Below are 12,294 nucleotides of genomic sequence, written 5' to 3'. Positions count from 1 at the left end.
CGGCCCCCCTCTCCCCCCCCATTTCCCCCACCCGCCCCCCCTGGGGTAAACCCCCCCCCCCGGGGGGGGCCGGGGCCCCGCGGCCCCGCCCACCCACGACGCGTACTTCCCCGTACGCCCTGGCCCCCGGGGAGCGCTCAGTGCTCGCGCGGCGCCGGTACGACACGCTCCACATCGGGCTGGACGGTGAGCAGTTGGCGCATGGCCGATTCCGCGGCGTGCGCGTCCCCGGAGGCGAGGGCGTCGACGATCCGCGCGTGGTGGTCGAGCGAAGCCTCCGTGGGGCGGTCACAGCCGGTCACCGGGCCGCCGGAGACCTGGAGGGCGGCGGAGACGATGCCCGCGAGGTGCTCCAGCATCCGGTTGCCGGCGAGCTGGATCAGCAGGGAGTGATATTCGGCGTCGGCCCGCGCGAAAGTGATCGCGTCGCCCTGGGCGAGGGCGTGCCCCATGATCCCGACCATGTCCGCGAGACGCTGCTGCACATCGGCCCGGCCATGGCCGGCCGCCAGCCGCGCGGCGAGGGGCTCGATCGTCCAGCGCAGCTCGCTCAGCTCACGTCGCTGATCGTCGCGCTGCGGCCCGAAAGCGCGCCATTCGATGATGTCGGGGTCGAGCAGATTCCAGTCACTGACCGGCCGGACCCGGGTACCGACATTGGGCCGGGCACTGACGAGTCCCTTCGCCTCAAGAACGCGCAGCGACTCCCGCACCACCGTGCGGGAGACCTCGAAGCGCTGGCCGATCTCCTCGGGAACGAGCGGCCGGTCGGCGCCCAGATCACCGGAGACGATCATCTGTCCGAGCTGCTGGACGAGTTGGCCGTGCAGTCCGCGGCCCCGGCTGCTCGTCGTACGCCGTCCCACACGGCCCAGATCGGTATCGGCGCCGTCCCAGACAGGTGCGGCCATACGGTCGGCGCCGGGCGCCTCGGCGAAGGGGTAGCGGTCGAGTTCACCGGGTTCGGCGAGGCCGGACTCGGCGGAGCGGGCGGCGGTCATCATGGTGTGCGCAAGGGTACTCACGCATCCTTTGTCGGCGTTGCCTCCACGCGCCTTGAGGTCTTTGGTGAAAAGCACACGAAAGGGTGATCGGCGCCCGCCCTTCGATTGACGCCTTATCGGAAAGAAGCGGGCGTTATCAGGGGAGTTACGGCCAGGAGGTGACTCTCCGGTCGTACGTGGTCACCAACGGGGCCTGCGGCGAAGGCCGGTGAGCAGATACGCGCAGAGCAGGGCCGACAACGACAGGGTGAGCGCCGCCGCGACGGGCTGGGCAGCGAGCTTGAGCGTCGCCGTCAGCCACAGGTCGGCCTGGCCGGGCCAGACCGGCCAGGCCAGGTCCCGCAGTCTGCCCGGGAGTCCGGCGACCGAGCGCGCGGACGGCCCGGCGAACGCCTTCTGGATCAGCGGACCGACCAGCGTCGGTACGGCGACGACGGCGGCCATGCCCGCGATCGTGATCCGGAAGACCCCTGCGCCGAGCAGCCCGGCCCAGGCGCAGCCGACCGCGAGGCCGGCCCAACCCACGGACAGAGAAGCCCAGTTGGCCGGTACGGGGAACGCTGCGGCGCCGTACACAAGGCGTAGCGCCGCGCCGTCGGCCAGTACCGCGAGGAACGCGAGGACGAGGGCCACGACGGCCGTGACGGCAAGCTTGGCGAGGAGCAGGGCGAGACGGCGCGGGACGGTGCCGCGGGCGCTCCCGAGGGTGGGGTGGCGGAACTCGTCGCCGAAGGAGAGCGCGCCGAGCAGACCGGCGCCGAGGACGGCGGGCGGCAGCGGCAGGATCACGGGCCAGGCGGCGAGCAGCCCGGGCAGCGGGGTCCCGCCGGTGCGGGCGAGGGGGACGGCGAGGGCGACGGACGCGACGAGCACGGCGGCCATGATCAGCGGCGCGGTGCGCACGCCGAACATGCGGCGCAGCTCGTAGCGGACGGGCCGGAGCGGGGAGCGGACCGGACGTCCGGGCAGCGGCGGCGGAAGCCGGGCGGGGTCGCCGGCACGGGGACGGGGGGCCGCAACAGGACGGGCGGCGGGCCGGGTTCCCGCACGGGCCTCCGGGGCGACGCCGGGACCGGGCACCGACGCGGAGGCAGGGGCAGGGAGGGGAGCAGTGGCGCCGGCAGAGGCAGGGACGGGAGCCGGGGCGGGAGCGGAGACAGGGGCGAGGGCGGGTACGGAGGCAGCGGCGGGGGCGGGCGTGGGGCCCATGTCACCGGTCTCGTCGGCGAGCCGGTGGACGAGGACGCCGTGCCGGAAGGCGGTCTCCCCGATCTCCGGGCAGCTGCTGCCGTAGACGGTGAGCAGGCTGCCCGCCTCGGCGACCACTTCGACGGAGCGCCGTCCGGCACGGGCCTCGCGGTTCAGCGCGTCGGCGAGCCGGGCGGCGTGCGGGGTCCGGACGGCGACGCGGGGCCGCAGGCGGGTACGGGCGAAGGCGGCGGTGTCCTGGTCGGCCACGAGCCGGCCCTCGTCGAGGGTGACGACGTGGTCCGAGGCGCGGGCGGCCTCCTTGGGGTCGTCCGTGGTGTAGAGCACGGTGCCGCCCTGCCCCGCGTGGGCGCGCAGCAGTCCGTGCAGCCAGCTCCTCTCGCGCGTCGAGAGCTCCGCGGACGGCGCGTCGAGCAGCAGGGTGTGCGGATCGCCCAGCAGCGCGACGGCGAGGCCGAGTCTGCGGTCCGTGCCGCGCGACAGCGAGCCGAGCCGTTCGTCGCGCAGGGGGGCGAGCCCGACGACGTCGAGGAGTTCGTCGGCGCGGGAGGCGGGCACACCGGCGGCGGCGCAGACCAGCTTGAGCTGGCCGCGGACGGTGCGCGCGGGATGACCGGGCACGTCGCCGAGGAGCACCCCGATCTCGCGGGCCGGGTGGGCGACACGGTGGAGCGGACGTCCGCGGAAGTAGGTGACGCCGCGGCCCGGTTCGAGTTCGAGCATCAGCCGGAGCGCGGTGGTCTTGCCCGCGCCGGGTGCACCGAGGAGCGCCGTGACCGAGCCGGGACGGGCCTCGAAGGTCAGATCGTCCACGGCGGGCGTGAGGTCTCGGCGGGGGGCACTGGTCAGTCCGATGGCCTGGAGCATCGCTTCTCTCGTAAGGAGGTGAGACCGCACGACGGCAGCGGTACCGCAGCACGATAACGCGACATGTCCGATTTGCCAGTCAAGGGCGGCCGTTCGAGTCCCGCGCCCGTCGGACCCCGAACGCCGGATCTCACCCGCCGGATCTCACCGTCGGCACGGACCCGTCAGACCTCGGGGCGCAGCATCGGCGGGTTGAGTACGGTCGCCCCGCCGGCCCTGAACAGCTGTGCGGGCCGGCCGCCCTGACGGGTGGTGGTGCCCCCGGACGGGACCAGGAAGCCCGGGGTGCCGGTGACCTTGCGGTGGAAGTTGCGGGGGTCGAGCACCACGCCCCACACGGCCTCGTAGACCCTCCGCAGCTCGCCGACGGTGAACTCGGACGGGCAGAACGCCGTGGCGAGCGAGGAGTACTCGATCTTGGAGCGGGCGCGCTCCACCCCGTCCGCGAGGATCCGCGCGTGATCGAAGGCGAGTTGCGCGGGCTGCTCGTCCTCCCGGCCGAATCCGCCCTCCTGGCCGAGCAGCGCGTCGACCGGGGCCCAGCGGGCGCTGTTGGCGTCGCCCCCGGCCCGGGGCGCGGGCAGGTCGGGCGAGAGCGCGAGGTGCGCCACGCTGACCACCCGCATCCGGGGATCGCGCCCGGGATCGCCGTACGTGGCGAGCTGTTCGAGGTGCGCGGCGTTCCCGGGGGCCGGCGAGACCGGGTCGTGGGCACAGAGCCCGGTCTCCTCCACCAGTTCGCGCGCCGCCGCGCCCGCGAGGTCCTCGTCTGCCTTGACGAAGCCGCCGGGCAGCGCCCACCGCCCCTGGAAGGGCGGTTCTCCGCGTCGCACGACCAGCGCGCAGAGCGCGTGACCGCGGACGGTGAGCACCACCAGATCGACGGTGACGGCGAATGCCGGGTAGGCCGAGGGGTCGTAGGGCGACATGCCGCGATCTTAGGCGTCTGCCTGACGATAAACACTCCTTCCGTCATTCACGCCCACTACTTCCGGGCCGTCACCGCCGCCGCCCACCGTCACCGCCCGCTCCTGGTCCCGCGCTGTCCGCCGCGCCGTACCGCGACGTCCCGGCCGCGCGCCGCCCCGGCGTCGAGGCGCGACCGCTTCGGCTCGGGGACCCTCCGCGGCCCGGGCGGACGCGCGGCCCGCGGCTTGGTCCGGCGGCTCGTGGCGCGCGGGCCGGGCAGCGCGCGGGCGACCCGCTCCTCGCGCAGACAGCGGCGGAGCGTCTCGGGGTCCAGCCCCTCGTTGCACGCCTGGTGCAGCAACTGGGCGAAGACGTACCGGGGATCGAGCCGCAGGGCGAGCCCGAGGGCCACCCGGGCGCCCGGGTCGTCTCCGGTGGACCAGGCGACCCAGCCGGCCAGGGTGAGCGGCGCGGTGGCGTGTTCCGCGTACGGGCCGACGCAGCGGCGGGACAGCGCGCGCCAGAGCCGTAACGCGGGTGCGGCGTCCGGCCCCTCCATCCACTCCGCGGCCCGGTCCCGGGTCACCCGGTCCTGGAGGCCGAGAAGGACGGCCGCGGCCTCGTCGTCCGTGATGAGCCGGTCGTCCTCGGTGTCCGCACGAGTCCCGCCGGTCGGCGTCTCGCCCAGCCGTTCCATCAGAGACCGGGCCAGCGTCAGTGTCTCGGCGCCGACCTTCTCCCGGCTCCCCTCGATCAGGATCCTGGGCACGAGCGAGGCGCCCGCGTGGTCGAGCGCCCGCTCCTGCGCGGCGACGGCGGCCGGGTCGGTCCAGGGCGCCAGCCGGGCCTCCATCTCCCGTAGCGAGCCGCGCACCTGGACCCCGGCGTAGGCGGCGGCCGCGGCCATCACCGAGGTACCCGGCAGGGCGAGGCCGGTCCCCTCCGGCGGACAGCAGCGCGGGTCGGGGCAGCAGTAGGACCAGAAGCGGCCGTCGGAGATGCAGAGCACCTCGTGCACGGGGACGTCGAGGCTCCCGCACGCGGTGCGCAGCCGCTGGGCGAGGGGGCGCAGCCGCTCCATCACCTGCCGGCCCGTCTCGCCGGCGCCCGGGTCCTGGCAGAGGAAGGCGACGATGGCGTCGGGGCGGGAGCCGCGGCGCTCGCTGCCCTCGATCAGGCACTCGGCGAGCTGGTCGGCGACGGGCGGCCACTCCGCGGGCGAGCGTGGGATGCCCAGCCTGAGCCGCCCGCCGAAGCGTCCGCGCTCGCCGTGCAGGGCGACCATGACGACGGAGTCGGAGGGGTGGAATCCGAGGAGATAGGGCAGGGCGTCGGCGAGCTCGCCGGGGCTGCGCAGGGTGATCGGCTGCTCGGCGGCGGATCCGGTCGGTTCGTGGTGATCGCGGTGCGTGTTCATGGCTCGACCGTGCCGGATTCCGCCGGATCCCGCTCGGGCCTGTGGATAACTTGTCCACAGGTCGCCGGCCCCATTCGCGGTTTGCCGGACCCATCGGGTTGCATGGGGCCATGACCAACGCAGACCGCGCAGCGCTCCGGGCCTCCGCCGACTCCGTCCTCGCCCGCCTGGTCGGTGACGCCACCGGCGCCGCCCGGCTGCGCGAGGACCAGTGGCGGGCCATCGAGGCGCTCGTCGCCGACCGGCGCCGCGCCCTGGTCGTCCAGCGCACGGGGTGGGGCAAGTCCGCGGTGTATTTCGTGGCGACGTCGCTGCTGCGGCAGCGGGGCGCGGGCCCGACCGTGATCGTCTCACCGCTCCTCGCGCTGATGCGCAATCAGGTGGAGGCCGCCGCGCGGGCCGGGATCCGCGCCCGGACGATCAATTCGTCCAACGCGGAGGAGTGGGAGACGATCCAGGACGAGGTGTCCGCGGGCGAGGTCGACGTGCTGCTGGTCAGCCCGGAGCGGCTCAACAACCCCGACTTCCGCGACCAGGTGCTGCCCCGCCTCTCGGCGGCGACGGGCCTGCTGGTGGTCGACGAGGCACACTGCATCTCGGACTGGGGCCATGACTTCCGCCCCGACTACCGGCGGTTGCGCACCATGCTCGCGGAGCTGCCGGCCGGTGTCCCGGTCCTCGCCACCACGGCCACGGCCAACTCCCGGGTGAGCGCCGATGTCGCCGAGCAGTTGGGCACGGGCGCCGGGACGGACGCGCTGGTGCTGCGCGGGCCGCTGGACCGGGAGAGCCTCAGCCTCCATGTGCTGCGGCTGCCGGACGCGGCGCACCGGCTGGCGTGGCTGGCCGACCACCTCGGCGAGCTGCCGGGATCGGGGATCATCTACACCCTGACGGTCGCGGCGGCGGAGGAGGTCACGGCGTATCTGCGGCAGTGCGGGCACACGGTCGCCTCGTACACCGGTCGTACGGAGAACGCGGAGCGGCAGCAGGCCGAGGACGATCTGCTGGGGAACCGGGTGAAGGCGCTGGTGGCGACGTCGGCGCTGGGCATGGGGTTCGACAAGCCCGATCTCGGCTTCGTGGTCCATCTCGGCTCGCCCTCCTCCCCCATCGCCTACTACCAGCAGGTGGGGCGCGCGGGGCGCGGGGTGGCCCACGCCGAGGTGCTGCTGCTGCCGGGCAAGGAGGACGAGGCGATCTGGGAGTACTTCGCGTCGGTGGCCTTCCCTCCGGAGGAGCTGGTCCGCCGCACGCTCGACGTGCTGGGGCGCGCCGACAAGCCGCTGTCGCTGCCGGCCCTGGAGCCCCTGGTCGAGCTGCGGCGGACCCGGCTGGAGACGATGCTCAAGGTGCTGGACGTGGACGGGGCGGTGCACCGGGTCAAGGGCGGCTGGACGTCGACGGGGCGGCCGTGGGTGTACGACACGGAGCGGTACGCGTGGGTGGCGCGGCAGCGGCGGAGCGAGCAGCAGGCGATGCGTGACTACGCGTCGGCGACGGGGTGCCGGATGGAGTTCCTGCGGCGTCAGCTCGACGACGAGGAGGCGGTGGCCTGCGGACGGTGCGACAACTGCGCGGGGACGCGCTTCGAGGCCAAGGTGACCGCCGCCGCGCTCGACGCCGCCCGCGGCGAGCTGGGCAGGCCCGGAGTGGAGATGGAGCCCCGCAAGATGTGGCCGACCGGCCTCGCCGCGGTCGGGGTCTCCCTCAAGGGACGGATCGCGCCCGGGGAGCAGTCCTTCCCGGGCCGGGCCCTGGGGCGCCTCTCCGACATCGGCTGGGGAAACCGGCTCCGCCCGATGCTGGCGGCGCGCGCCACCGACGGTCCGGTGCCCGACGACGTGGTGGGCGCCGTGGTGAGTGTGCTCGCCGACTGGGCGAAGGGCCCGGGCGGCTGGTCCTCGGGCGCCGAGGACGCGCCGCCGCGGCCGGTCGGTGTGGTCACGGTCGCCTCCCGCGCCAGGCCCCGGCTGGTGGACTCGCTCGGAGCCCGTATCTCGGAGATCGGCAGGATGCCGCTGCTCGGTACGGTCGCGTACGCGCCGGGGGCCGCCGACACCCGGATCCCCCGCACCAACGGCGCGCAGCGGGTGCGGGTTCTGCACGAGGCGCTGACCGTGCCTCCGGAGCTGGCGGCGGCGCTGGCGGCGGCCGGCGGGCCCGTCCTGCTCGTCGACGACCTCTCGGAGAGCGGGTGGACGCTCGCGGTGGCCACCCGGCTGCTCCGCAGGGCCGGGGCCGAGGGTGTCTTTCCGCTGGTCCTCGCCGTTCAGAGCTGAACCGGAGCCGGAGCCTCAGCACTTGGCGCGCCGCGCGGCGGGAGTGCGCGGGTATATAGCGGTCAAATCCCTCCATTCCCACCAGCGGCGCCAATTGCTCGTTGCCGCACGCCCCTGTGCCGGTGAGAATTGGAAGTGCCCCCGCACGGTCTCCTCGCGCTCCGCAAGGGCTGTGCCGCGGCGCGTCCCCACCCGACCCTGCCCGCATTGTGGGCGCGTATGCGAAGGGAGGAACGTGACCTTCGGATTCGCTCCGTCCGCAGCCACTTCGATCAACGGTCAGGCCGCTTCCGTCAACCACCTCGCCAGAATGCTCGAACCCGCCGAGTGGGCCGCCGCCGGGATTCCGCTGCTGCGCAATCCCCGTGAGGTCGTCAGCGGTCTGCACAGCCGGCACGCGCCGACCCCGTCGACCGCCGTGGTGGCCGTGCTCGATCCCGAGGAACGGCTGGCCGCCAGCGCGTCGTTCGTGCCGCGCGCCGCGCCCGTGGACGGCTGGGAGTTCCGCAACGCGCTGCTGGCACACCTGCGTCGGGTCATCCCGCACGATCTGCGTCGGCGCACGCCGGTGCGCACGGCCGTGCTGCTCTACTGCCGTGAGGGCGACGAGCGCTGGACGGAGGAGGACGGCGCCTGGATGTGGGGGCTGCGCGACGCGTGCACGCTGCACGGGCTGCGCTGCGGCGCGTACATCACGCTGACACGCGGCGGCTGGCAGGTACTGGGCGAGGGCCGCGGGGGCCGTCGCCCCAGCTCGGACTCGCCGCCGGCGAGCCTCGCGGAGACGGCGGCCGATCCCGTCATGTCACCCCTGCGGGGCGGTGGTGGCGCGGTCGAGGCGCTGCGCCGTACCGCCGCCCGCTGAACGGCCGCCCGCCGAAGGCGGAGCGGCCGCCGCGCGATCCCCCCGCGGACGGCTCCCCGAAGCGGCCCGGCCACCCTCCTGAAAGAGGCGGCCGGGTCACCGTCGGAACGTACCGGCGTGACCGCCCCCGGCGGGCGCGCCGGATGGCGCCCGGCTCAGACGCCCGCGCCGAGCACGGCGTTGATCCGCTCGGCGTCGCCGCACACGACGAGCAGCGCGGTGGCCCGCGAGCGGGCCAGGGGCAGCGCCTTGGCGACGGCGGCGTCATCGCCACCGTTGACGGCGACGACCACGACGGGCCGGGACTGGGCGCGGGAGACAGCGGCGGCTTCCGCGAAGAACACGTCTTCGCGGGCGTCGTGCTGGGCCCAGTACGCGCTCTCGCCGAACGACAGCTCGTGGGTGGCCCACGGGTGCTGTTCGCCGGTGGTGAGCACCAGGATGTCGCCCGGCGCCCGGCCCGCGTCCAGCAGCAGGTCGATCGCCTCCTCGGCGGCGTCCAGCACGCCGCCCACCGGAGCCGGGATCACCTGGACCTGGGGGGCGGTGGAAGAGGTGGAAGGGGCGGGGTCGGCGGTGCCGGACGCCTTCGGCTGACCGGCGGAGCTGTGCGAGCGCTGCGCCGGCGGCGCGGGCCTCGCGGGACCGGGACCCGGACGTCCGGGCCTCGGTGTCGTCGCGGAACGCGGCCCGGGGACGGGACGCGGACCGGGTACGGGACGGGGGGTCGAAGCGGTGCGACCGGTGGCCGGCGTGGCGCTGGGACCCTGGGCTCTCTCGTGAATCTGAGGCTCCTGAGGGATGAGAGGCATGACTGGATGTCTATCAAACACCGGTGCGAAAAGCATCGGTGGGTGGGCTCATTCGTGCCCGAGGCCGTGAGGCACCCGGGCGGGGTTCGCCGGACGGGTCACCGGGTGTCCCGGAGAGGGCCCGTACCGGAAGTCTCACGTTCCGAGGCCGGATGTTCCGGAGCCGGATGTTGCCGGAGCCGGATGCTCCGGACGCCGGACGGTCCGGTGTCGGGTGGTCGACGGTCAGAAATCGAAGCCGAGTTGGCCCCCGCCTTCCATAGCGGCGACCTGTTCGGGGACCCGGACCTTCTTGAGGTGCCGCCACCGGGGCAGCGCGTCGAGATAGGACCACGAGAGCCGGTGGTGCGCTGTCGGCCCCCACTCCGCCAGCGCCGCCCGGTGCACCGGTGAGGGGTAACCGGCGTTGGCGCCGAACGCGAAGGGTACGTACTCCTCGGACCCGGCGCCCAGTTCGGCCATCATCGCGTCCCTGCGCACCTTGGCGAGCACCGAGGCGGCCGCCACAGAGACGCAGGACTGGTCGCCCTTGATGACCGTACGCACCCGCCAGGGTCCTCCGAGATAGTCGTGCTTGCCGTCCAGGATCACCGCGTCGGGCCGTACCGGCAGCGCCTCCAGGGCGCGTACGGCGGCGAGCCTGAGTGCCGCGGTCATCCCGAGGGCGTCGATCTCCTCCGGGGAGGAGTGCCCGAGGGCGTACGACGTGACCCACGCCTCCAGTTCATCGGCCAGCTCCGTACGGCGCTTGGGGGTGATGAGCTTGGAGTCGGTGAGACCCGCCGGGGGTCTGCGCAGTCCGGTGACGGCCGCGCACACCGTGACCGGACCTGCCCACGCTCCGCGTCCGACCTCGTCGACGCCGGCGATGATCCTGGCGTCCGTGGTGGCGCGCAGCGAGCGCTCAACGGTGTGCGTGGGTGGTTCGTACGGCATGGCACCTGCCAGGTTACGCCGCCCGCACGCCACGCGACAGACCGGGTACCGGCCGTACGGCGCCGGAGAGTCGGGCACATCACCGCGAACCCGCCCAGCCCGCCCCCGCACGGAGCGAGTTCGCGGGCCATCGGGGGCACGCGGGTCTGACGCGCGGCGGCATCAGACCCGGATCCCGTCAAGTGCGGCGCCCGGTCTCACCACCGGTAGCGGTTCTCCTCCGGGCAGGTCACATCGCTCCGTACGCCGCGCTCCGCCAGCAGGTCGCGGGCCCGGCTCTCGGCCAGGCTGGTCGCGTACCAGGGCTCGTCCCCGGGCCCCAGACCGTCGGCGATGCCGCGCAGGGCGCACGAACGCAGCGGCTCGGGGAGCCGGTCCAGCGCCGGTACCGCGTCGGCGGACAGCTCGCGGAAGTACTCGACGTCGATCTTGTGGGTGCGCTCGTACCGCTGTACGTTCCGCTCCGCGACCAGCGCGTCCGGCGAGACCAGGCCGAAGACGAGGACGCCGGCCCCGGCGCTCGCGGCGACGGCGCGCGGCAGCCAGCGGCCCTTGGTGGCACCGGCCACCAGCATCAGGACGATCACCAGCCCGAGCCACAGCTCCACCGCCGTCACGGAGACCCGCAGCCGGGTCAGGCCGAAGGCCTCGACGTACAGGTCCATCCGGCGCAGCGCGGCGGCGACCACGACGAGGGTGAGCACGCAGAGGGTGCCCAGTACGGCGCGGACCAGGGCAGCGTCGCGCGCGCCGCCGCGCGGGGCCCACCGCCGGGCCGCCACGATCACCACCAGGACGAGCAGCGTGACCCACAGGAGCTGCCAGAAGCCTTGGCGCGCGTACTGGGCGGGCGTCGGCCCGGTCTCCGCCACCACCGTGTCGTATCCGCCGAGGAGCACCACGAGCTGGACGGCGATGAAGGCCGCGAAGAGCAGGTTGAGGACGATCAGCGGAATCGCCCACTCCGTACGCCCCCGGGCCTTCCCCGGCCGAACGGTCACCCGGTCCCAGCGCGGCGGCGACGCGGCGGTGTACGCGGCGGCCAGGGCGCCGAGGAGGCCGAGGCCGAAGAGGAGAAGCTGCCAGGGTGCCCCGGCGTCGGAGACGTCGGGGGTGAGGGAGCCGAGGAGTTCGGCGAACGCGGCGTCGGCGCTCGCGAAGAGCGCGCCGAACACGATCAGCAGAACGGCGGCGACCGCGAGCGCGCGAAGTACGGGGACCACCCGGCCCCGGGTTCCGCCCGCGCGCTCGCGCAGACCGCGCAGGGCCCAGACGGCGCCGGGGCCGACCGCGCCGATCAGTCCCGCGGGCCCGAGGAGCACCCCCGGCCAGGTGCGGCTCCCGTGCAGCGCCAGCGCGCCGAGGGCCACGGCGGAGACGACGGCGAGGAAGACGGGCAGGCCCGCGTCGCGCAGCGCGGGCACGGCCAGCAGCGCGAGTCCGCCGCCCGCCCAGACCAGCGTCCAGGGGCGCGGCAGCCGGCCCGCTGCCTGCGCGGCGAAGAACGCGGCGAGAGCGGCGGGGACGGCCACGAACAGCAGGTTCAGGCCGAGCCCGTCGCGCAGCAGCAGGGCACTGAGCAGGGCGGTCGCCAGGGACGACCACAGGGTGGCGGTCCTGATCCGGGCGGGCGGCTCGGGCCTCACCTCGGCCTGCCAGGCGGGTGGTTCGCGCCGGGGCTGCCACTGCTGCCACGGCTCGCGGTACTGGCGCGCCGGGTCCGGCGGGGGCGCGGCGCCCTGGTGGTGCTCGCCGTGGGCGCGGGTCCGCGCGGCGAACGACGGCTCGGCCGCGTCCCGCGGTTCGGCTTGGGCTTCGGCTTCTGCCTTGGCTCCTGCTCCGGCTCCGGCTTTGGCTCCTGCTCCGGCTTCCGCCTCGGCTTCGGTTTCGGCTTCCGCCGACGGGTCCGGCTCCGCGGCCGGCTCGGTTCTGGACGGTGAATCTGTCACGGGACCCCCTCCCGACCGGGCCCGTTCGCCGCGGAGGAGCGGAG

General features: G+C 74.5%; 9 protein-coding genes. 2 read left to right on the top strand and 7 right to left on the bottom strand.

Features of this window, described 5'->3' with window-relative positions:
- Positions 1-137: 137 nt before the first annotated feature.
- The 4 genes from ACFXKG_RS36540 to ACFXKG_RS36525 all read right to left on the bottom strand — a co-directional run bounded on the left by ACFXKG_RS36540 (position 138) and on the right by ACFXKG_RS36525 (position 5,406).
- Positions 138-1,025 carry a FadR/GntR family transcriptional regulator gene (locus ACFXKG_RS36540; protein ID WP_382893537.1) on the bottom strand — a complete coding sequence of 296 codons (888 nt, stop codon included), beginning with the start codon at positions 1,023-1,025 and terminating at the stop codon, positions 138-140.
- Between the two features lie 159 nt (positions 1,026-1,184).
- Positions 1,185-3,080, bottom strand: coding sequence for an ATP-binding cassette domain-containing protein (locus tag ACFXKG_RS36535; protein WP_384848398.1), 1,896 nt, complete (start codon positions 3,078-3,080; stop codon positions 1,185-1,187).
- A 164-nt stretch (positions 3,081-3,244) separates the two neighbouring features.
- Positions 3,245-4,009, bottom strand: coding sequence for an NUDIX domain-containing protein (locus tag ACFXKG_RS36530; protein ID WP_384848395.1), 765 nt, complete (start codon positions 4,007-4,009; stop codon positions 3,245-3,247).
- Positions 4,010-4,098: 89 nt separating this feature from the next.
- On the bottom strand, positions 4,099-5,406 hold the full coding sequence (locus ACFXKG_RS36525; protein WP_384848392.1) for a DUF4192 domain-containing protein: 1,308 nt from the start codon (positions 5,404-5,406) through the stop codon (positions 4,099-4,101).
- Positions 5,407-5,516: 110 nt separating this feature from the next.
- Here ACFXKG_RS36525 and ACFXKG_RS36520 point away from each other — a divergent pair, with 110 nt between their 5' ends.
- Both ACFXKG_RS36520 and ACFXKG_RS36515 read left to right on the top strand, forming a co-directional pair.
- A complete protein-coding gene (locus ACFXKG_RS36520) occupies positions 5,517-7,688 on the top strand; it encodes a RecQ family ATP-dependent DNA helicase (protein WP_384848389.1) in 2,172 nt (723 codons plus the stop codon).
- Positions 7,689-7,923: 235 nt separating this feature from the next.
- Complete coding sequence (locus ACFXKG_RS36515; RefSeq protein ID WP_384848386.1) at positions 7,924-8,553, top strand: hypothetical protein; 630 nt, start codon at positions 7,924-7,926, stop codon at positions 8,551-8,553.
- A 155-nt stretch (positions 8,554-8,708) separates the two neighbouring features.
- Here ACFXKG_RS36515 and ACFXKG_RS36510 read toward each other — a convergent pair whose 3' ends face one another.
- The 3 genes from ACFXKG_RS36510 to ACFXKG_RS36500 form a co-directional block, all read right to left on the bottom strand.
- The gene (locus ACFXKG_RS36510) at positions 8,709-9,365 is read right to left on the bottom strand and encodes a hypothetical protein (protein WP_384848383.1); all 657 of its coding nucleotides are present in this window, start codon (positions 9,363-9,365) and stop codon (positions 8,709-8,711) included.
- Between the two features lie 225 nt (positions 9,366-9,590).
- The gene (locus ACFXKG_RS36505) at positions 9,591-10,301 is read right to left on the bottom strand and encodes a ribonuclease HII (RefSeq protein ID WP_382893551.1); all 711 of its coding nucleotides are present in this window, start codon (positions 10,299-10,301) and stop codon (positions 9,591-9,593) included.
- A 197-nt stretch (positions 10,302-10,498) separates the two neighbouring features.
- Positions 10,499-12,250: a DUF4153 domain-containing protein gene (locus ACFXKG_RS36500; protein WP_384848378.1), complete on the bottom strand. Its 1,752-nt coding sequence runs from the start codon at positions 12,248-12,250 to the stop codon at positions 10,499-10,501.
- Between the last annotated feature and the right edge of the window lie 44 nt (positions 12,251-12,294).

This window comes from Streptomyces sp. NPDC059255 (assembly GCF_042752355.1).
GTDB lineage: Bacteria > Actinomycetota > Actinomycetes > Streptomycetales > Streptomycetaceae > Streptomyces.
Note: the sequence above shows the minus strand (reverse complement) of the source record. Positions and strands in the feature narration are given on the sequence as shown.